The 21,036-nt window shown below is 56.3% G+C and carries 19 protein-coding genes; 5 read left to right on the top strand and 14 right to left on the bottom strand.

Annotated elements, in window-relative coordinates; translation table 11 throughout:
* Positions 1–68: 68 nt before the first annotated feature.
* From folK to dksA, 7 genes are all read right to left on the bottom strand, one after another.
* A complete protein-coding gene (gene folK / locus ACFFLD_RS18630) occupies positions 69–587 on the bottom strand; it encodes a 2-amino-4-hydroxy-6-hydroxymethyldihydropteridine diphosphokinase (protein WP_386043019.1) in 519 nt (172 codons plus the stop codon).
* A gap of 25 nt (positions 588–612) precedes the next feature.
* On the bottom strand, positions 613–1,995 hold the full coding sequence (pcnB, locus tag ACFFLD_RS18625; RefSeq protein ID WP_386043018.1) for a polynucleotide adenylyltransferase PcnB: 1,383 nt from the start codon (positions 1,993–1,995) through the stop codon (positions 613–615).
* Between the two features lie 874 nt (positions 1,996–2,869).
* Entirely contained in the window at positions 2,870–4,258 is a 1,389-nt protein-coding gene (locus ACFFLD_RS18620) for a sigma-54-dependent transcriptional regulator (protein WP_386043017.1), read from the bottom strand.
* The gene (locus ACFFLD_RS18615) at positions 4,236–7,184 is read right to left on the bottom strand and encodes an ATP-binding protein (protein ID WP_386043016.1); all 2,949 of its coding nucleotides are present in this window, start codon (positions 7,182–7,184) and stop codon (positions 4,236–4,238) included. Before ACFFLD_RS18615 ends, ACFFLD_RS18620 begins: the two co-directional genes overlap by 23 nt.
* Positions 7,174–7,350 (bottom strand): hypothetical protein, encoded by a 177-nt coding sequence (locus tag ACFFLD_RS18610; RefSeq protein WP_175540387.1) that lies wholly within the window; start codon positions 7,348–7,350, stop codon positions 7,174–7,176. Before ACFFLD_RS18610 ends, ACFFLD_RS18615 begins: the two co-directional genes overlap by 11 nt.
* Position 7,351: 1 nt before the next feature.
* A complete protein-coding gene (gene gluQRS / locus ACFFLD_RS18605) occupies positions 7,352–8,272 on the bottom strand; it encodes a tRNA glutamyl-Q(34) synthetase GluQRS (protein WP_386043015.1) in 921 nt (306 codons plus the stop codon).
* Between the two features lie 177 nt (positions 8,273–8,449).
* Positions 8,450–8,887: an RNA polymerase-binding protein DksA gene (dksA, locus tag ACFFLD_RS18600; RefSeq protein ID WP_386043014.1), complete on the bottom strand. Its 438-nt coding sequence runs from the start codon at positions 8,885–8,887 to the stop codon at positions 8,450–8,452.
* A 196-nt stretch (positions 8,888–9,083) separates the two neighbouring features.
* Here dksA and ACFFLD_RS18595 point away from each other — a divergent pair, with 196 nt between their 5' ends.
* Both ACFFLD_RS18595 and sfsA read left to right on the top strand, forming a co-directional pair.
* Complete coding sequence (locus ACFFLD_RS18595; RefSeq protein ID WP_386043013.1) at positions 9,084–10,244, top strand: aminotransferase class I/II-fold pyridoxal phosphate-dependent enzyme; 1,161 nt, start codon at positions 9,084–9,086, stop codon at positions 10,242–10,244.
* Complete coding sequence (gene sfsA / locus ACFFLD_RS18590; RefSeq protein WP_386043012.1) at positions 10,244–10,972, top strand: DNA/RNA nuclease SfsA; 729 nt, start codon at positions 10,244–10,246, stop codon at positions 10,970–10,972. Before ACFFLD_RS18595 ends, sfsA begins: the two co-directional genes overlap by 1 nt.
* Before the next feature lie 212 nt (positions 10,973–11,184).
* Here the strand turns inward: sfsA and ACFFLD_RS18585 are convergent, their stop codons facing one another.
* The 6 genes from ACFFLD_RS18585 to ACFFLD_RS18560 form a co-directional block, all read right to left on the bottom strand.
* Positions 11,185–11,631, bottom strand: a complete 447-nt coding sequence (locus ACFFLD_RS18585) for a DUF4426 domain-containing protein (protein WP_386043011.1) — start codon at positions 11,629–11,631, stop codon at positions 11,185–11,187.
* Positions 11,632–11,677: 46 nt separating this feature from the next.
* Positions 11,678–12,271 carry a methionine biosynthesis protein MetW gene (metW, locus tag ACFFLD_RS18580; protein WP_386043010.1) on the bottom strand — a complete coding sequence of 198 codons (594 nt, stop codon included), beginning with the start codon at positions 12,269–12,271 and terminating at the stop codon, positions 11,678–11,680.
* The gene (gene metX, locus ACFFLD_RS18575; RefSeq protein WP_386043009.1) at positions 12,250–13,461 is read right to left on the bottom strand and encodes a homoserine O-succinyltransferase MetX; all 1,212 of its coding nucleotides are present in this window, start codon (positions 13,459–13,461) and stop codon (positions 12,250–12,252) included. The genes metW and metX overlap by 22 nt, the downstream gene beginning before the upstream one ends.
* 84 nt (positions 13,462–13,545) lie before the next feature.
* On the bottom strand, positions 13,546–14,139 hold the full coding sequence (locus ACFFLD_RS18570) for a YggT family protein (protein ID WP_386043008.1): 594 nt from the start codon (positions 14,137–14,139) through the stop codon (positions 13,546–13,548).
* 38 nt (positions 14,140–14,177) lie between these two features.
* Positions 14,178–15,002: a pyrroline-5-carboxylate reductase gene (gene proC, locus ACFFLD_RS18565; RefSeq protein ID WP_386043007.1), complete on the bottom strand. Its 825-nt coding sequence runs from the start codon at positions 15,000–15,002 to the stop codon at positions 14,178–14,180.
* A gap of 81 nt (positions 15,003–15,083) precedes the next feature.
* Positions 15,084–15,791: a YggS family pyridoxal phosphate-dependent enzyme gene (locus tag ACFFLD_RS18560; protein WP_386043006.1), complete on the bottom strand. Its 708-nt coding sequence runs from the start codon at positions 15,789–15,791 to the stop codon at positions 15,084–15,086.
* A 32-nt stretch (positions 15,792–15,823) separates the two neighbouring features.
* Between ACFFLD_RS18560 and ACFFLD_RS18555 the strand changes: the two genes are divergently transcribed.
* On the top strand, positions 15,824–16,876 hold the full coding sequence (locus tag ACFFLD_RS18555; protein WP_386043005.1) for a type IV pilus twitching motility protein PilT: 1,053 nt from the start codon (positions 15,824–15,826) through the stop codon (positions 16,874–16,876).
* Positions 16,877–16,896: 20 nt separating this feature from the next.
* The gene (locus ACFFLD_RS18550) at positions 16,897–18,060 is read left to right on the top strand and encodes a PilT/PilU family type 4a pilus ATPase (protein ID WP_386043004.1); all 1,164 of its coding nucleotides are present in this window, start codon (positions 16,897–16,899) and stop codon (positions 18,058–18,060) included.
* Between the two features lie 8 nt (positions 18,061–18,068).
* Here ACFFLD_RS18550 and ACFFLD_RS18545 read toward each other — a convergent pair whose 3' ends face one another.
* Positions 18,069–19,208, bottom strand: a complete 1,140-nt coding sequence (locus tag ACFFLD_RS18545) for an anhydro-N-acetylmuramic acid kinase (RefSeq protein ID WP_386043003.1) — start codon at positions 19,206–19,208, stop codon at positions 18,069–18,071.
* A gap of 143 nt (positions 19,209–19,351) precedes the next feature.
* Between ACFFLD_RS18545 and tyrS the strand changes: the two genes are divergently transcribed.
* Positions 19,352–20,551: a tyrosine--tRNA ligase gene (tyrS, locus tag ACFFLD_RS18540; protein ID WP_386043002.1), complete on the top strand. Its 1,200-nt coding sequence runs from the start codon at positions 19,352–19,354 to the stop codon at positions 20,549–20,551.
* Positions 20,552–21,036: the final 485 nt, after the last annotated feature.

Here is a 21,036-nt window from a genome sequence, read left to right as displayed (position 1 = left end):
CGACCATTATTGACGATGGCGTAATCGGCAATTGTTACCTGAATGGGTAGCTTGTGTCGAGATATGTGTCAAATGGTAGCGTTGGGCTCACGCGTGCTGACGGTTAGTCGTTCGATAGGCTGATCTTTAATACCCTCAAGCCACGCAGAAAGTGATTGATGGTGAAGGGTGAGGGCTGGCGCAAGCTCGTTCAATGGCGCCAGAACAAAAGCGCGCACCGTCATGTGAGGGTGGGGAACGTGTAATCGCGGGTGGGTAATTGAGTCGTTGCCGTAAAGCAGTAAATCAAGGTCAAGCGTGCGTGGCCCCCAGTGGCGCTGACGGCGGCGGCGGTGTTGCTGTTCTAATGCCTGAAGCTGGTCGAGCAGCGCTAATGGGGAGAGGCGGGTCTCTAGTGCTGCGACAGCATTGATAAAGTCGGGTTGATCCTGCGGTCCTACCGGACGACTGGCATAGAGCGAGGATGATGCTACCCAGCGAGTTAATGGCAGCGTGGCTAACTCATTAAGCGCCTGACAAATCTGCTCGATAGGCGACTCAAGATTACTGCCTAACCCAATGTAGGCGAGCTGGAAGGGGCTCGTCACGTATTTCTCTCGCTCATCAGACCCGCTACTCTGGCGTACGCGGCTTATGCCGCTTTTTACGACGACGATTGCCTTGGCTTGCTGGGTCGCCACCTACCTTTTGTAGCAGCCGCCGCTGTTCGTGTTCATCGCCACGTTGAAACGCGGTCCACCAGTCGCCTAAGCCGCGCGGTATTTCACCCGCCTGCTCGCGAAGTAGCAGCAGATCATAACCGGCCCGGAAGCGGGGATGTTCGCGGGTCTGAAACGCTTTTTTGCCACGCCGCTGGGGCAGCCGCTGCTGTAACTCCCAAATTTCACGCATGGGAATGCCAAAGCGTTTGGGGATAGAGGTGTGTTCCAATTGGCGAGAAACCACCTGCTGAGCAGCAGCCTGTAACGCTGGAATCGGCGGCATACCGTCTTGCTCCAGCTCGTCCTGGCGATGTTTGACCGGCGCCCATAAAAACGCTGCCAAAAGGAAGGCCGGCGTCACCGGACGCTCTTCGGCAATGCGCTTGTCAGTATTGGTCAGCGCTTGCTCGATGAGCTCTTCTGCCCAGGCGGCATCGGCCATGGCTTCTTCGGCTTCGGGGAACAGCATGCCGAACAGGCCGTAGTGGCTGAGCAGGCGGAAGGTGACTAAACCATGGCCTGACATAAACAGCTTGAGCACTTCGTCGAACAGGCGCGCAGGCGGAATCTGCAGCAGCAGTGGCGCCTGGTCGTATATCGGGGCTTCGCTGTCAGGAGCAATGGTGAAATCGAGTTTGGCGGCAAAACGAACCGCCCGCAGCATGCGCACTGGATCTTCACGGTAACGGGTTGCTGGGTCGCCAATCAACCGCAAGGTGCGGGTCTGGATGTCCTTGGCACCATGGGCAAAATCGGTGATGCTGAAGTCGGCGATATTGTAGTAGAGAGCGTTAATGGTGAAATCTCTACGCAGTGCATCCTCTTCTATATTGCCCCATACGTTGTCGCGCAGCAGTAAACCTTCGTCGGACTGATGTGCAATATGATCGCCATGCTCGTCTTGGGGTTTACCACGGAAGGTGGTGACCTCGATGACCTCGCGGCCAAAGCGCACGTGGACAATCCGAAAACGGCGGCCGATCAAGCGCGAGTTACGAAATAGGTCGCGCACCTGCTCGGGGGTAGCATTGGTAGCAACATCAAAATCTTTAGGCATCTTGCCAAGCAACGCATCGCGTATACAGCCGCCTACCAGATAGGCGTCGTAGCCCGCGCCGCTTAGGCGATAAAGCACTTTTAAAGCGGCATCGCTAATATGCTGGCGAGAAACAGGGTGCTCTGACCGAGGGATGTTGCGCGGAGAGAGGTCGTTGGTAGTGCTCTCTTGGGGATCAAGCAAGGTTTTCAATTGCTCCCCCGGGCTGTGTAGGAAACGGGTAAATCCTTTAAACATGCGATAATTTCAACTCGCAGGGTACGAAAATTAGTCGTAAAAACGTAGCTATAAAGTACGTGGAATAAGTCAGACCATCAATAGCCAATGGTTGAGTGTATCCGACCCCTTGGGGCTTGCAAATAGGGCTTGCAAAGGATTTGACGTTGGCGCGTATAACTCAAGGGCATAAACATGGAAAAGGGGAGGCAAAAATGCCTCCCCTTTTAAGCAGTCAATCAGCATCCATGCTGCTGTTTTTATTCATGATGGCACATCGCCCTGAATACGCACCGCAGTCGGTAGGCGTAAGGATCACGATAGTTCCGACCGCCTCGTATTCAAAACAATAATCCAACCGCGAACTATTCTCCCCCCGGGGAATTATTATTGGCGCCGGGGTGTACACGCTGCCTGCTATTGTTTTTATTAGCATGCTAGGTAAAGGTGTACGTCGCGTCCTTTCGGGCTACTTACTCTTTTATTGTTGTTATCAGCGCCTATCCTGCTTGCGCCAGCAAGTATCGAGATTTAAGCCTATTGTTTTTATTCGTACCGCTATCTCTACCTAGCCCTGTTGTTTTTATTGTGGCTTAGGTGGTGGCTAGGTCATGTTGTTTTTGTTGGTGACCAGCCGCAATGCCCAGTTTGTTTTTCTTACCCAGTAATATTGCAGACCGTGTGCCACATAAAATATAAATCATAGTTTTCAGAATGTTGGCGGCTTTTAAAAAAATGATGGAACGATCTGTGTGCGAAGTGTTACCGCTTGTGCGGGCGATTGTGCACGTCGTTGTGTGGGAAGGTAACAATATAAACGTAGCGAGAATCTGGATATTTCTTATTCAAATCAGTGTATTAGACGTTAGTTGTAGGCGGGCTGGGGGCGAGCTGCTTACCCAGGACGCCGGGCGGTCTTTTTGCGCGGTATGCCAAGACGCTGGCGCCGCTCCCATAAATTCTTGCGACTAATACCGAGCTTTTGTGCCAGTTCGGTTTCACTCATTTGATCCTGGTGCTCCAACACAAAGTGCTGAAAGTAATCCTCTAAAGAGAGATCATCTTCATTATCGTCAGCAGGGTTGTCGATACCGTTTTGGGCCGTGTGAGTATTAGCGGGAGAAGCGACAGGGCGATTGGTGATGGGCGCTAAGCCTAGATCATCTGGATGGATCAAGTGGCCCTCGGCAAGGATAACGCCACGTTCAAGGGCATTTTCAAGTTCGCGTACGTTACCTGGCCAAGGGTAGTCACGCAGATCCTGCCGGGCGGCACGAGATAGGCGCAGACCGGCGCGTTCATGGCGTTTGCACGCCTTGTCGAGCAGAATGTCGGCGATTTCCAGCACATCGTCTTCGCGCTCGCGTAGAGGCGGTAACTCGATCTGCATGACGTTTAGGCGGTAGTACAGGTCAAGCCGGAACTCGCCGGTCTTGGACAGTGCGCGAAGGTCGCGGTGGGTAGCGGCGATCAAGCGAACGTTAACGTGGCGGGTCTCTACCGAGCCGATTTTACGAATTTCACCTTCTTGGAGAACACGCAGCAGGCGTGCTTGGGCATCCAATGGCAATTCGCCAATCTCGTCCAAAAACAGCGTTCCGCCATCGGCCGCTTCTACCAAGCCCGTCCGCGCAGCGCTGGCGCCGGTAAACGCGCCTTTTTCATGTCCAAACAGTTCAGACTCAATCAATGTTTCAGGAATCGCCGCGCAGTTAACGCTGATAAGCGGGGCCTTGGCTCGCTTGCTCTGCTGATGAATCGCCCTGGCGACCAGTTCCTTGCCGGTGCCGGACTCGCCTAACACCAGCACCGTGACATCGGCGGGCGCGGTTTTGCGAATTCGGGTGTACACCTGCTGCATGGCCAGGCAGTTGCCGATCATGGTGTGACGGCCGCCGCCTTCATCAGTGATATCCGGCGGTGGGCTTTGCTGCATCGATTGTTTGTGCAGAATACGTTCAACGGTTTCGAGCAGCTCGGCATGGTCAAACGGCTTGGCGACGTAATCGACCGCCCCTTGTTTAAGCGACTCGACGGCAGAGCGCATGCTGGCATAGCTGGTCATAATTAAGACCGGCGCAGGGGAGGCCGCTGCGATCAGGGCCGTGCCCGGTTCGCCCGGTAGGCGTAGGTCGCTGATGATGAGATCGAACCCGGTGAGTTCCAGCTGGCTCGCTTCCTCAGTGCTGCCAGCTTCGCTGACCGCATAGCCGTGGCGTTCCAGTAGGCGTTTTAACGCACTGCGAATAATCGCTTCATCTTCAACAATCAGAATCCTGGGCATGGGCTGGCTGATCATCCTGTTGGTAAAGCGGCAGCCATAACGTAATGGCGGTGCCGCGAGGCTGTCCGGGCGGTGGCGAGGCCACGTCTATTTTACCCTGATGCTCGTTGATTATCTGATAAGCCAGTGACAGACCAAGACCCGTGCCTTCGCCGGCTGGCTTGGTGGTGGTGAATGGTTCAAACAGGTGGTCGCGCACCTGCGGGGCGATGCCCTGCCCATTATCGGTAATTTGCCACCAGGCCAACTGATTATGACGACCTGCCTGAATATGGACCTGGCCGCCTTGGTCGCAGGCATCCCTGGCATTACTCAGTAGATTGACCATCACTTGGGTTAGGCGCTGAGCATCGCCGCGAACCATCACGTCGTCGGGCGTATCATTGATCAAGGTAACATCCTCGCCTGAGCGGGCGAGGTGGATCAAGTGTAATGCGTCTTCGCTAACCTTTGAGAGCGCGACAGGCGAGGTCGGTAGTGGCAGCCTGGGTTGCCCGCCATGGGCAAAACCCACTAGCGAATTGACGATTTTGGTCACGCGCTGGGTTAACTGCTGGATTTGATCGGCCGTTTCCAGCAGCGCCGGGTCATTGGTGTCGTAGCGTAGGTTTTGAGCAAGCGATGAAATGCCGGTAATCGGATTGCCAATTTCATGGGCGACCCCGGCGGCTAATTGCCCGATAGAGGCGAGGCGGGCAGCATGGACGAGCTCATCTTCCAGCCACTTCATTTCGGTATGATCTTCAATCAAGATAACGCTACCGCCCCGACTGTCATGGCCGCTCAGAATCGCTTTGTGCAAGGTCAGGAAGTAGTCCTTGCCGTGCAGGGTGACCGCCTGCTTGTAGAGCGGCGTTGAGCTAGCTTCCAGCACACTGCCCAGCAGGCTTGGCCAGGGGGCGGGCAAGCTGTCACGGCGCGAGCCAATGACGCTGTCACCGCTGATGCCAGAAAGTTGCGAGAGCGCCTGATTCCACATCATCAGTTCATCATCATCCCCCAAAACACATAGCCCGACCGGCAAATAGGCTAGCGTCTGGCGGTGATGGCGACGCAGTCCGTCGAGTTCTCGGGCCAGCCCCGTTAGACGAGAGCGGTAGGCTTCCAGACGGCTTTCCACAAAATGAATATCGTCCGTTTCAGGCGCGTCGTCGTGGCGGTAAGGCAAATAACGGTCGACGATATCTCGCGCGACCGACGGGCCCATTAAGCCTGATAGATTCGCTTGAATACGATCACGCAGGCGTCGCAGCGCATAGGGTCGCCGCTCTTGAGGCGTAAAGTTGAGAGCGTTTAGCGCTCGGTTCACTTCGCGGCTGGCCGCTTCATCGCCGAGTGCCTGGGCTAAGTGGGTCGAAAAATCGCTCGCCGTGGTGGCTTCAAGCGGAAAGCGTTTGGAGCGGATCACGGCATCGACAGAACATGCCTCTGCGGCAGACTGTTCGCCTTCCGAGGTGCGCGTAAATAGCGATATCACGATCAGCAGCAGGATATTCACCGCTAACGATAGCAGTGTGACGTTGTACCAGAGCGGCGCACCGATATCGGTTAGCGGAGTGACGGGTAACACCGGCGGAGGGTGGGACAGCATGAGCGGCAGCCAGAGGCCCCACAACCACACGCCGATGCCCGCGACGAGACCGATGATCATGCCTTTGCGGTTAGCGCCTGGCCAATAGAGCAGCGCCAGCATGCCGGGAAGACATTGGGCCATGCCGACAAAAGCGGCTAAACCTAGGCCCATTAAGCCATGATGGCGGCCTATCCATTGGTAGAACAGCCAGCCGCTAAAGATAACGGCGACCACCAAACCGCGCCGCAGCCACAGCAGCCAGCCGTAGAGATCGCTACGTGCCTCTGGTGGTCTGGCGACCAGTACAATGTGGTTCAGCACCATGCCAGAGAGTGCCAGAGAGATCATAATCATCGTGCCGCTGGCCGCTGCCAACCCGCCGATAAAGGCCAGCGCGCCCACCCACCAGTGTTCGCTCATCAGGTAGGCCGCATAGGCGGTGATGGGAATGTCGGGATGCACCGACTGAGCCGCCCACCAAATCAACGGGACAGGTAGCGCCATCAATAGCAAAAAGAGCGGTAGCGCCCAGCTGGCTTGGAGCAGCGTGTACCGGGAAAGGCTTTCGGCAAAGCTGATATGAAATAAATGCGGCATCATAAAGGCGGCGGCGAAAAACAGCAGCAGCAGCGTACGCCACTGGGCGGGATCGAGCTGGGGCGTTTGCTGCTGCAGCAGTGCTCCGGGGCCTTCCAGCCACCGCTGCAGGTCGCCAGGGCCTTCGAAAACTCCCCACAGTGCTACCGCTCCTAGCCCCAGCATGGCGAGTAGTTTGACGATGGATTCAAACGCGATCGCGCTGAGCAAGGGGTCGTGACGGCCATGCGTCTGACCATGGCGGGCACCGAACATCACCGCAAAGGTGGCAATCAGTGCGCAAAACAGTAGCGCTACGCTACCGCCTGTGCGGCTGGCGCTTACGATATTAATGGCATCGCTTAACGTTTGTACCTGAATGCCAAGCAGCGGCAGCACCGCCAACAGGCTGACCAGCGTTACCAGCGTACCTGCCCAACGAGAGCGAAAGCGAAAGGCAAACAGGTCCGCGAGGGAGGTTAATTGATAAGTGCGGGTGATGCGCTGGATCGGCACCAGCAGCACCGGCGCCAACAAGAACGCACCGGCGGCACCTAAATAGTAGGCGAGGTAGCCAAAACCAGCATTGGCTGCCATCTCCACGCTGCCGTAAATCGCCCAGGCGCTGGCGTAAACGCTAAGCGCTAGAATATAAACCGCAGGATGGCGGGTAATGCGAACCGGCACCCAGCCGCGCTCTACCGCAACGCCGCAGCCAAACAGTAGCGCCAGGTAACCTAAGCCGAGCAGAAGCACGCCGATGAGCTCAACGTTCATCGAGCTTCCTCTTCTGCTCAAGCCATAGCGTCAGGGCAATTAAGCCGCCCCAAATCGCAAACGGTCGGTACCAGGCGGACTCGGGATCGCTCCAGCCATTCATCAATAGCGGCGAGAGCAAATAGCCGCCAAACACCAAGAACAGCATAATGCGATAAACGTACATGTCACTCTCCGGTTGTGGTGATGGGGGAAGATGTCGGCATGAGCCGGTGAGCCGTGGGGCGCAGTTGAGTCAGTGACCAGTGTTCGACGGCCCAGTCTAGCTGCGTGATCGTTGGCTCTGCCGCAAGCGCGTTAGGCGGCGCTTGATCCAGTGCTTTAAGCGCCTGAAACAGCTGATAGCGTACACTGCCTTGCGCTTCTGCCAGGGCGGGGGCAAGGTTCTGCTTGGAGAGTTTTTGGCCCTCAGCGGTGACGATTAACGGCAAGTGTAGGTAGCGCGGCAGCGGTAACTGGAGGGCGCGTTGCAACTGGCGTTGCCAGGGCGTGTTATCGAGTAAATCAAGCCCCCTGACGACATCGGTAATCTGCTGCTCGGCATCATCCACGACGACCGCAAGCTGATAGGCCCACAGGCCATCTTTGCGCTTTAATACCACATCGCCCAGTTCGGCAGGGTCAAACTGCTGATCACCGAATAGCCGGTCATGCCAGCGAATAGGGCGTTCACCGCGGTCGCTACGCAGCCGCCAAGCCACCGGTTTGGTTGGGTCGCATACTTTCTCCCGGCACCAGCCAGGATATACATCAAACCCCTGCCACTGCTTACGCGAACAGCTGCAGGGGTAGGCGAGGCCTAAGTGCTCAAGCCGGTCTAAAGCGGTTTGATATGCTTCATGACGGTCGTGCTGCCACATGATCGCTTCGTCCCACTCCAGCCCGAAGGTTTCTAGCTGACGCAAGATAGTGCTTGCCGCCCCCTTTGGGCTGCGAGGCGGGTCGATGTCTTCAATGCGCACCAGCCACTGTCCCCGGGCGGCGCGAGCATCTAAATAGCTACCTAATGCGGCGACTAATGAGCCAAAGTGCAGCGGGCCAGAGGGCGTCGGCGCAAAGCGGCCGCGGTAGCGAGTCGAGTGAGACATGTCAGCGTGGTCCTAGCGTATGGCGTCGTCTTGAATCGTAGCGTTGTTTTGAATCGTAGTGTGGTCTTAAACAGTAGCGTCGTGCTCACGCGTTCCGGCAAGTGGCGTTAATAAAAAAGGGCACCCTAAGGTGCCCGTGCTCAGCAATAGCGCGCGCTGGGAACGCTAACTACATGCTTAGCCGCCGAGCTGCTTCTCTTTTAGTTCCGCCAGCGTTTTGCAATCCACACATAGCGTGGCGGTAGGGCGGGCTTCTAAACGACGAATGCCGATTTCGACGCCACAGGCTTCACAGAAGCCATAGTCATCATCATCGATGTTATCGATGGTTTCGTTGATCTTCTTGAGCAACTTACGTTCACGATCCCGGGTGCGTAGCTCAAGGCTAAAACCCTCTTCCTGGGTAGCGCGATCGGCGGGGTCGGCGTAGTTGTTCGCATCTTCCTGCAGGTGGCGTACCGTACGGTCCACCTCTTCCATGAGGTCCTGTTTCCAATCCAACAGCAGCTGACGGAAGTGCGCTAGCTGCTGCTCGTTCATATACTCTTCGCCCGGTGCTGGCTGATACGGGGTGAAGGACTTGGACGCTTCCGGTTTCTTTTCTGCTACTGGCATGGGACTGCCCCCTACAAATGTGACTACTGATCGACCATGAGCGACTGTCACGATCTCACGCCAAAGGGATGCTTGTTTAGCTGAAAAATGATTGGGTTGCAAGCATAATGGTACGCTTTCGACCTTGGTCGGGCGCCAGAAATGACTAGTGTCATGTTTTAATTAGCTTTTAATAATCTGGAATAAAGGAACCTTTATGGCCTGGAATTCGCGTGTCGATCACGTTGCCCCTTTTCGGGTCATGCATTTGCTGGAGATGGCCCAGGCTCGGGAAGCGGCCGGTCACGATGTGATTCACCTGGAGGTGGGTGAGCCGGACTTTGCGACGCCGGCGCCGATTATGGCGGCCGGTCAGCGGGCGCTTGCTAACGGTCATACCCGCTACACGCCCGCTGCAGGGTTGCCAGCGTTACGCGAGGCGATTGCCAAGCACTATGCTGACCATTTCAACGCCACGGTGGATCCAGCGCGTATTTTAGTAACGCCTGGCGCATCGGGGGCGCTACTGCTGGCAAGTCAGCTACTGGTTGAGAGCGGCTCACGGGTGTTAATGGCCGATCCCAACTATCCCTGCAATCGTCACTTTATGGCCTTGGCTGGGGCTGAGATTGATGCCGTCTCGGTGGGGCGTGAGAGCGGTTGGCAGTTGGATGCCGCCTTGGTGGCCAAGCATTGGCGACCCGATACCCACCTGGCCATGTTGGCCTCACCTTCCAATCCCACCGGCCATACGCTAAGCGCTCAGCAGCTTTCGGCCGTCATGAAGGCCGTTGCCGAGCGTGGCGGCGAGGCGATCGTCGATGAGATCTATCAAGGGCTTAATTATGACGATGCGCCGCTGTCGGCGACCTCGCTTTCCGAGCATGCCTTTGTCGTGAATAGCTTTTCAAAATATTTCGGCATGACCGGCTGGCGTTTGGGGTGGATGGTCGCCCCGGCGCACGCGGTGGAGCCGTTAACGCGGTTGGCACAAAATATGTTTCTGGCCGCGCCAACCCCTTCACAGCATGCCGCGCTGGCGGCCTTTACTCCCGGGTGCCGGGATATACTTGAACAGCGCCGTGAGATATTAAAACAGCGCCGCCAGGTGCTATTGGCGGGTTTGTCTGGCTTAGGTTTAGCGCCCGACTTGCCACCTCAGGGAGCGTTTTATCTGTGGCTGGATATCTCCCGCTATAGTAACGATAGCCAAGGCTTCTGTGAGCGGCTGCTGAAGGAAGAGAATGTGGCCATTACGCCCGGTATCGATTTTGCGGTGCGCGGCGGCGAACACCACGTGCGGATTGCGTTCACCAATGAGGTGTCGCGTCTGGAAGAGGCCGTGGCCCGTATTGCCCGCTTTGTGAGTCGGCTGTGATGCTCGCTTATCCAACGCTGGTGCCTGGAACGTTAGTGAAGCGCTATAAGCGGTTTCTGGCCGATGTTAGGTTGGACGATGGCCAGGAGGTCGTGGCGCATTGTCCTAACACCGGCTCCATGAAAGCGGTGAACGTGCCAGGGTGTCGAGTGTGGCTGTCGCCCAGCGATAACCCCAAACGTAAACTGGCCTGGACCTGGGAGTTTATCGAGCTGCCTCAGCCGGATGGCAAGGCGGCGCTTGCCTCGGTGCATACCGGTCGCGCCAACCGTATTGTTGAAGCGGCGCTGCAGGCGGGTGAGCTGAGCCCATTGGCAGGCTATGCCTCCTTGCGACGCGAAGTGAAAGTAGCTGACGCGCGGCTCGATTTTAGGCTCGACGATCCCGAGCGAGGGCGAGCGTATATCGAGGTTAAGCAGGTCACCCTCAAGGAGGCGGATGGCCACGGCTACTTTCCAGACTCGGTGAGCGTGCGTGGCACCAAACACCTGCATTCGCTACAGGCACTGGCGGAACAGGGCGAGCGGGCGGTGCTGCTATTTTGTGTCGCCCATGAAGGCATTGCTGACGTTGCCGCCGCCGCGCATATTGACGCGACTTATGCAGCCGCGTTGGTGCAGGCTTCTGCCAGCGGTGTCGAGGTGCTGGCGTACGGTATTGACGTGGTGCGAGAGCAGGGGCGCCCGACAGGCGTGCGGTTAATCCACAGCCTGCCTGTCCGGCTGTAGATAGAGCAAGCTTTGCCGACGTTGGCATATGACCAGTGGCCGTGGGTAGTTGTAAGCAAGGGTCTTTCGCCATGGCCGGAAAATATTCCCTTTAATTCCGGCATTCACGCCATCCATGGCGGTCAGATGGCGAAAGTAGCGCCCAAGGATGGGTCTACAGCGCCCTTGCGTCAACCTACCTACGGCATGTCGAGAGCTATACAGGTGTGATTCTAGCGATCGATATAAAAGCGCTGAATAAAGTTAACCGGTTCAGGTGCGGCGTTGCGGTCGTAGCGCACGCTTAGTTCAAAGCGCATGGCTTCATCGTCGCGTAGGGTAAACGGCGCGAGGTGGTAGGTGGCATCACCGTCATGCACGGTGCGAAAGCTCAGTGACTCCTGAGCGCCGGTCAAGCCGCTCACGTGGCCCTGCACGCTGGCGTTAACGGGGCGCGTGCTGCCATCTTCCTGACGTTCTCTCACGCTGACATTCACCAGCCCTCGATTGGCGCTGCGCTGAATACTGTTTGCTTGCGCCACCTCCGGGGTTAAAAAGCTGCTGTTGACCGCGCTGTAGTGGATGTCGTAGTCGCCAACGCGGGTGAACTGTTCCGCATTGGCGGCAGTGGCAAAGAGTGATCCTATCAGGATGGCACTGATCATTAGGCGGCGTAGCATGAGCGTCTCTCCATAGTGCGTAATACGGCTGGATCAGCGTATAAATCTAACGGCGGCGAACACGGAAAATGGCAATTTCACCAAATAAATTAGGCCACAGCCGCGACTTCCAGTGACCTTGATGGTTTCCCACACCCACCGCACGGTCCACAATCACCAGGCCCTTCTCGCGGCACAGATGCTCGAAATCATTGAACGTCGAGAGGTGAATATTGGGCGTGTCGTACCAGGCGTGGGGTAGCGACTTGGAAACAGGCATATAACCGCGCAGGCCCAAATAAATACGATGGCGCCAGTAGGCAAAGTTGGGGAAGGTAATGATGCCTTCTTCCGCAACGCGCAGCATCTCATCAAGCATTTTATCCGGTCGACGTAACGCCTGCAGCGCCTGGGTCATGATCACCTGGTCATAGCTGTTATCGCAAAAGCTGCCCAGGCCGTCATCCAGGTTATGCTCAATGACGCTAACACCGCGATCCACGCAGGCGTTAATGCCCTCATGATCAATCTCTAACCCATACCCGGTGACGCCTTTATCGCTCGCCAGTCGCTCAAGCAGTTCGCCGTCGCCACAGGCGAGGTCGAGGACATGCGCGCCTTCCGGTACCCAGTCGTAAATCAATTCAAGATCGGCGCGCATGATGGCGTCTCCTTAGTGCCCGATGCGTTGATGTTCAGCTCGCGGGCGGCGCGGTTCATAAAGGCGCTGAAGATAGCGTCATAGCGCGGCTCAGAAAGTAAAAAAGCATCGTGGCCATGGGGGGAGTCGATGTTGGCATAGCTGACCGCTTTGCCAGCGCGAGTGAGCGCATCGACCAGCTCCCGTGAGCGGGAGGGCGGAAAGCGCCAGTCGGTCGTGAAGCTAACGATCAAAAAAGGGCATTGGGCGGGCGCCAGGGCTTTGGCAAAGTCGCCACCCTGGGTCGCTGCCGGGTCAAAGTAATCCAGCGCCTTGGTCATCAACAGGTACGTATTGGCATCAAAGGCAGTAGAGAAGGTGTCACCCTGGTAGCGCAGATAAGACTCCACCTGGAACTCGACATCGAAGCCGAAATTGAGGTCATCGCTGCGCAGGTCACGGCCAAATTTGCTGCCCATGGCATCTTCAGACAAGTAAGTGATATGCCCCACCATGCGAGCAAGCTTCAGCCCTCGCTTGGGTACGGTATCGTGCTCGGCATACCAGCCGTCGAAAAACTCAGGATCAGAACGTATGGCCTGCCGAGCCACTTCGTTGAAGGCGATGTTTTGCGCCGATAGCCGAGGCGTCGCGGCAATGACCACCGCATTGGCAACCCGCTCAGGGTAGATCATCGTCCATTGCAATACCTGCATGCCGCCCAGGCTTCCGCCCACCGCGGCGGCCCAGCGTTCGATCCCCAGATGATCGGCGAGTCGCGCCTGGCTGGCGACCCAGTCGCTGACCGTGACCATGGGGAATTCAGGGCCCCACTGGCGACCGGAATCGGGATTATGGCTCACCGGGCCAGTACTGCCATGACAGCCACCCAGATTGTTTAGCGCCACCACATAAAAGCGATTGGTATCGATGGCTTTGCCGGGGCCGATATGAGCATCCCACCAGCCCGGCTTACGGTCTTCTTCGCTGTGGTATCCCGCCGCGTGGTGATGGCCCGAGAGGGCATGGCAAATCAGCACCGCATTGCTACGTTCGGCGTTTAGCGTGCCATAGGTTTCGTAAATCAACTCGTAGGCAGGGAGTACTTTGCCGCACGCCAGGGAAAGCGGCGTATCGAAACGTGCCACGTGCGGAGTAACAATGCCGACGGAACCCGCCGGCTGGTCTGCATAAGTCTCTGAATCAGGCATTGAAGGTGCTAGTCCTGCTGAAAGAGTACTACTAAATGAATCCTGTTGAGGGGACCCATTGAGATAAGCCGGTGACCACTACTATCACAGCCCAACCAGTGCGCCGGAAATGCCAGCGGCACGGATCATCGAGCCTACTACCAAGCCATCAATCAGATTAATGGCAATAAATACCACGATAGGTGACAGGTCGATCATGCCCAGCGACGGGATCACCTTGCGCACGGGTGCCATGATGGGCTCTACCAGTTGCATGACCAGTAATGCACCAGGGTGGCTGGCATTGGGGGCTACCCAGCTTAGGATGATCATCACAATCATGGCGAAGAAGTAGATCTTTAAAATAGCGTTGGCTAATGCTGCCAGGCCTGCGATGAGTAGGCCGGCGATGGGCGGCATGCCGACACCGATCACCATGAAAATAGCGATGATGCTAAGCACCTTCAAGACAAAACCCGCCGCTAACGTGGCGAGATCAAAGCGACCGCCGACAGGACCTAAAAAGCCCTGGAATAGACCCACCACTGGTTGCGTGATTTTCACCACCGACTGGCTGAGCGGATTGTAATAATCCGCCCGTGATGCTTGTAGCAAAAAACGCAGCATCAATAAAAATAGATAAATATTAATCAGGGTGTTGACCAGCATTAACCCTGCATTGCCCAATTCACTGCCCATAATGGTCTCTCCTCGATAATGTGTTGCGAACGGCTGGGTTAGCGGTCGCTAAGTTCCTGGGCCATTGCCTGGGCACGGTCGGCACAAGCCTGCATAGCATCAGCAATCGTCGTACGTAGTTGGGCGTTTTCCATGTGCTGGATGGCCCGTTCGGTAGTGCCGCCGGGCGACATTACGTTCTGTTTCAGCGTGGCTGGGTCTTTCTCACTTTGTTGCGCCATGGTGGCCGCGCCCAGCGCTGTTTGAATAGCAAGACGACGCGCGGTCGCGGCAGGTAAGCCGAGTTTGACCGCCGCTTCTTCCATCGCTTCAAACATCAAGAAGAAGTAGGCCGGGGCGCTGCCAGAAACAGCGGTCACGGCATCCAGCAATCCTTCCTCTTCCACCCATTCAACGATGCCGACCGCCTCCATTAACTGAGTCGCCGCCTCTCGCTGCTCGCTGCTGACCTTGGCATTGGCATACAGGCCACTGGCACCGTAGCCCACCAGTGAGGGGGTGTTGGGCATGCAGCGTACCATGGCGTTATTGCCGCCTAGCCACTGATCAATCGTATCGGCATCCAGGCCGGCGGCAATCGAGATAACCAACGGCTGTTGGTGCTGAACGCTGGCGCTTAATTGTTCGCATACGCTGCGCATAATTTGCGGCTTGACCGCTAACACCACGACGTCGGCGTCGGCTACCGCTGCATTATTATCGGTGCTGGTGTGGATGCCTAGGCGTGCTTTAACCGGGGCCAGTTCACTCTCATTCGGCGACGTGGCGGTGATAGTGGCGGGATCGACACCGCTATCGAGAAGACCGCCAATGATGGCGGTGGCCATATTGCCGGCGCCTATGAAGGTAATGTTATTCGCCATCTTAGGTATCCTTTAGTAAAAATGGTTAAGTGAACAGTGGGTTGCCGTGGCTGCCTGACCGTAGTGATGAGGCTATGGGGTTTACCGAGCACCAAAAATCGCAGTGCCTAACCTTACCAACGTGGCACCTTCCAGTATTGCTGCTTCTAGGTCGTCGCTCATTCCCATCGATAGCGTGTCGAGGGGCGCCTGCGGCAACGTACGCTGTAATGCGGTTAAATGCTCACGAAGCGCGGCCAATGGCTTGCGCTGAGCGTCGATGTTGTCGGCCGGGGCGGGAATCGCCATTAAACCGCGTAGGCGCAAATTAGGCAGCGCGGCGACCTCCTGGGCCAATGCGTCCAGTGCTTCTGGTAACACACCAGCCTTGCTCTCTTCGCGGCTAATATTAACTTGTAGACAAATATTAAGCGGCGCAAGGTGAGAAGGGCGCTGTTCGCTAAGGCGCTTGGCAATCTTCAGCCGGTCGACGCTGTGCATCCAATCAAAATGCTCAGCGACGGCGCGGGTTTTGTTGGACTGCAGGGGGCCAATGAAATGCCATACAAGGTCGTCGAGATCAGCAAGCTCGGTCTGCTTGTCCAGTGCTTCTTGCAGATAGTTTTCGCCAAATTCGCGTTGACCAAGCTGCCATGCTTGGCGAATCATCGCGGCTGGCTTGGTTTTACTCACCGCGAGTAGCTTGGCGGCATCTGGGGCGCGACCCGCACGCGCTAACGCTACACGCAGGCGTTCACGTGCCTGCTCGTATGAATAGCCGAGTGACTCGTTAAGTGCGATGTCTGTCATACTCAAGCACCTTACCGCAGCTGGGAAGAGAGATGGATATTACCGAACTGCTAGCATTCTCGGCAAAACAGAATGCCTCAGACTTGCACCTTTCGGCCGGTTTGCCGCCCATGATACGTGTTGATGGCGACATACGTCGGCTCAATGTGCCCGCCATTGATAATAATGATGTACGTAAATTGATTTACGACATCATGAATGATCGTCAGCGGCGCGACTACGAAGAGCACTTGGAAATTGATTTTTCTTTTGAAATACCAGGGGTAGCACGCTTTCGCGTTAATGCCTTTACCCAAGCACGTGGCGCGGGGGCAGTCTTCCGGACCATTCCTAATCAGGTGCTTTCCATGCAGGCCCTGGGGCTGGGGGAGGTGTTCGAGCGCTTAGCGATGCTGCCACGCGGGCTAGTTTTAGTCACTGGGCCGACAGGGTCGGGTAAAAGTACCACGCTCGCGGCGATGATTGATTACATTAATGATCATCGTTATGAGCATATCCTCACTATCGAGGATCCTGTTGAGTTTGTGCACGCAAGCAAGCGTTGCTTGGTTAATCAGCGCGAAGTGCATCGCGACACCCATGGATTCGCGCCCGCATTGCGCAGTGCGCTGCGTGAAGACCCGGATGTGATTCTGGTCGGTGAGCTACGCGACTTGGAAACCATTCGTCTGGCGCTGACAGCAGCAGAAACGGGGCATTTGGTGCTGGGTACGCTGCATACGACCTCGGCTGCCAAGACCATCGACCGTATTATTGATGTCTTTCCCGGTGAAGAGAAAGCCATGGTGAGGTCGATGCTATCTGAATCGCTTCAGGCGGTGGTGTCGCAATCGCTGCTTAAGCGCCAGGAAGGTGGGCGAGTGGCGGCACATGAAGTGCTCATCGCAACGTCTGCCGTGCGCAACTTGATCCGTGAAGACAAGGTGGCGCAAATATACTCGGCGATTCAAACCGGGGGGTCGCTGGGGATGCAGACGCTGGATGCGGCGCTGTCTCGACTAGTGAAAGAAGGGGTGGTGAGCTTGGAAGAAGCGCAGCAGAGTGCCAAAGGAGTACTGGCGCCACGGGATGAAACGGGGCATTAAAAAGAACTAAGGAGTGTGCCATGCAAGCGTCTTCTGGCGAGGTGTCGCCCACCCAGTGGTTATGCCAGTTGCTCGATATCATGGTGGAGCAGAATGCCTCCGACCTGATCATTTCAGTAGGGGCGCCACCAAGCCTGAAAATGCCTGATGGATTGGTACCGTTAGGGCAGCAGCGTTTAACCACTCATCAGGTTAGAGAGCTGGTAACTCATGCGCTGCCGGAAGGGCTACGTGAACGTTTTGCCAGTGAGCATGAAGCAAATTTCGCGCTCAGCCGCGAGGGCAAAGGGCGTTTTCGGGTGAGTGCGTTTCAGCAGCGCAATGCAATGGCCATGGTGGTGCGCAGCATTGCGATCGAGATTCCCCGCCTGGAGGCGCTGGGCGTCCCTGAGCAGGTGGCACAGTTGGCTGCCGCCAAGCGAGGGCTAGTGCTCGTGGTGGGGGGAACGGGAACCGGTAAGTCGACCACCCTGGCGGCCATGATTCAGCAGCGTAATGAGACCGTTGGCGGCCATATCATCAGCATTGAAGATCCGATCGAGTATCTGCACCCGCATAAACGGGCGATCGTGAATCAACGTGAAGTGGGAATCGATACCGAATCGTTTGAGGTGGCGCTAAAAAACACGCTGCGCCAAGCGCCCGATGTGATTCTAATTGGTGAAATCCGTACCCGGGAAACCATGGAGCACGCGCTGACTTTCGCCGAAACGGGGCATCTCTGCTTGGCGACGCTGCATGCCAATAACGCCAATCAGGCGCTGGAGCGCATCATTCACTTTTTCCCCCATGAGCGACATGAACAGATATTGATGGATCTTTCGCTGAATCTGCGTGCGGTCGTCGCCCAGCAGCTGTTGCCCACACAAGCGGGAGGGCGCTGCGCGGCCATTGAGATCATGCTGCAGTCACCGCGCATTGCCGACCTGATCCGTAAAGGAGAGGTGAGTGACATCAAGGCGGCGATGGCCAAATCCCGCGATGCTGGGATGCAGACCTTTGACCAGGCGCTGCATGACCTGCATCAGGCAGGGCATATCAGTAGAGAGGTAGCCATGGCCCACGCCGATTCGGCAAACGATCTGCGCATTTTGCTCAACACTAGTGACGCCAAGGGGCGCAACCTGTCGTTAGATGAGCAGGTTCCCTCCCATCTAGGGTTGCGCGATGGTGATGATTACTAGCACGTTAACTACTTGGCATAAATGCCGCCCAACACCCGTGGCCCCTGAGCACCGGTGACCGAAGGCAGGTTGCCCGGCAGGTGGTGCAGGCGTTGGTGAGCCAGCCAGGCAAACGCGCCAGCCTCAATCCAATCTTCAGGCCAGCCGTACTCTCCAGGAGAAGTGAACGTCGCGTCGGGAATATGGTGCGCGAGGCGCTGCATCAAATAGCCATTGTGTGCGCCCCCGCCTGCGGTGATCAGGGTGAGCGGGCTAGCATCATTTCGCAGCTGTTCGATGCCTTGTGCAACACTCACCGCGGTCAGCTCGGCGAGCGTCGCCTGCACGTCAACAGCGGCTTCCTGACCGCTGAGATGTCGTTGTAGCCAATCCATATGAAATAGCTCACGCCCTGTGCTTCTTGGGGGCGGTTGCTTGAAAAACGGTTCTGATAACATTCGAGTCAAGAGTGCTTCATCTACCTTTCCGCTCGCGGCCCACTTGCCATTCTGGTCAAAGCGGTCACCCTGGTGTAACGCAAACCATCCATCCAGCAACACATTCGCCGGGCCAGTATCAAAGCCGATCACCGGGGCATTCGGGTGGCTGGAAAGCCAGGTAAGGTTGGCAAAGCCGCCCAGGTTCAGGATGAGTTGATGCGTCTCTGCCCGGCCAAACAGTGCCTGATGAAATGCCGGGGCCAGTGGTGCCGCCTGGCCACCAGCCGCGAGGTCGCGACGGCGGAAGTCTGCCACGACCGTGCAGAGGGTGAGTTCTGCTAAAAGACTCGGGTTATCCAGCTGAAGTGTGTAAGCCGGGCCGCCAGCGTGCCCGGCGGGAGCATGTTCAATGGTTTGACCATGGCTGCCAATGGCGCTGATTTGCTCAGGTCTTACCGAAAGGGGCGCTAGTAGCTGCTGTACCGCTTGGGCTTGGCACCAGCAAAAAGCATGTTCGGCGGCGGCCAACTGAGCAAAGCTCACCTGCTCCGCATGGCAAAGCGTCAATAATAAGTGGCGAAGATCGTCCGGCAACGGCTCGGCATGCGTCGCCAGCAGGCGCGGCGGTGAATCGTTTCCAATGGCGATCAGTGCGGCATCGATTCCGTCCAGGCTAGTGCCAGACATAAGACCAATATAGTAAAGCGGCGAAGCGTTAGGCGTTTTCATAAGCGAACTCGTCAAAAGCGGCGGCTAAGATCAAACCAGAGCTAAACGAAGGCTCAACCAAGGCGAACGGGCATGGTAACATCGTCGGCTATTTAACACCTGAGCGTCCGGCAAGGGCGGTTCTTATATAGTGGAGAGAGGCAATGAGTGAGGTGGATCAGGCTTTAGCGCTGCTGGCGCGGGGTACGCATGAAATCCTGGTTGAGGATGACTTGAAAAAGAAACTAGCCTCAGGCCGTAAGCTGCGTATTAAAGCTGGTTTTGATCCCACAGCCCCTGACCTGCACCTGGGGCACAGCGTCCTGCTGACCAAAATGCGTCAGTTTCAGGATCTAGGGCATACCGTCATATTTCTTATTGGTGATTTTACCGGGCGTATTGGTGACCCCACCGGTAAGAATGTAACGCGTAAGCCGCTCACCGAAGAGGATGTGAAGGCCAACGCCGAAACTTACAAAGAGCAGGTGTTTAAAATCCTCGATCGAGAAAAAACCGAGGTGCGCTTTAACGCTGAGTGGTTTGGTGAGCTAAGCGCCGCCAAGATGATTGAGCTGGCGGCGCAAAGTACCGTTGCGCGCATGCTGGAGCGCGATGATTTTGAAAAGCGCTACAAGGCCAATCAATCAATAGCGATTCATGAATTCCTGTATCCGTTGGTGCAAGGCTATGACTCGGTCGCGCTTGAAGCCGATGTGGAGCTGGGCGGTACCGATCAGAAGTTTAATCTATTGATGGGGCGCGAAATCCAAAAGCACTTCGGGCAGGAGCCTCAGGTGGTTATCACCATGCCGCTGCTGGAAGGACTGGACGGCGTGCAGAAGATGTCCAAGTCATTGGGTAACTATATTGGCGTCGATGAAGCGCCTGGCTCCATGTTCAATAAGCTGGTCTCCATGCCGGATAGCTTAATGTGGCGCTACTTTGATTTGCTTTCGTTGAAGTCCAACGAAGAGATCGCGGCGTTGAAGCAGAGCGTGGAACAGGGGGCGAACCCGCGTGATGTGAAAATGGAGCTGGCGCGTGAGTTGATCGCTCGCTACCACGGTGACGAAGCGGCCGCTAATGCCCATAAGTCTGCGGGTAACCAATTGGCCGATGGCGAGTTGCCGGAAGACCTGCCTGAAGTGACAGTGGACTTTGAAGGTGGCGCGCAGGCGCCCATTGCGGCGGTGCTCAATAGAGCAGAGCTTGCCAATAACAGTGCCCAAGCTAAAGACATGCTGGGTAATGGGCGGGTTAAAGTCGACGGAGAGGTGGTGGCTAAAGACACCATGCTAGCGACTGGAAAGAGCTACGTGATTCAAGCAGGCAAGAAGCGTTACGCTCGTGTGACACTTATTTGAACTTTCTGCTAAAAAGCCCTTGCCAACCCGGCCGCGAATCCGTAAAGTACGCATCCGCTGCCGGGGGCACCAAGCGTTACCAGCGGTGAATGAGGTGTAAAAGCCTCGGGTTATCAAGCGGTTAGCTTGTTTCCAGTTGGAGTGATTCAGCAGCGAAAACAACGCCCTTGACAATCACCAGGAAATGCGTAGAATACGCCTTCCTCGCTGAGGCAAGCCAAGTCAACGGCAGCCGAGGTTAGTTGCTCTCACAGACGATGTCAGACGCAACGCAGCGAAAACAGCTCTTTAACAATTTGATCAGGTAATTCATGTGGGCGCTTGCTGATGTGGTGACAAGTCACCAAATATCAAGGCAGGCGAACACAACGATACTCTTCATGTCGTTACTTTTAAGTAGCGAGGTGAAATGGGTATTACAGTGAATTCGTTTGAACCTTGAGCCAAGTTTGATTCGCTTTTGTTGTCTTCGGCTAGTCCTTGGA

It is taken from the genome of Vreelandella sulfidaeris, from assembly GCF_042429665.1.
Classification (GTDB): Bacteria; Pseudomonadota; Gammaproteobacteria; order Pseudomonadales; family Halomonadaceae; genus Vreelandella.
This window is presented reverse-complemented; position numbering and strand designations above follow the sequence as displayed.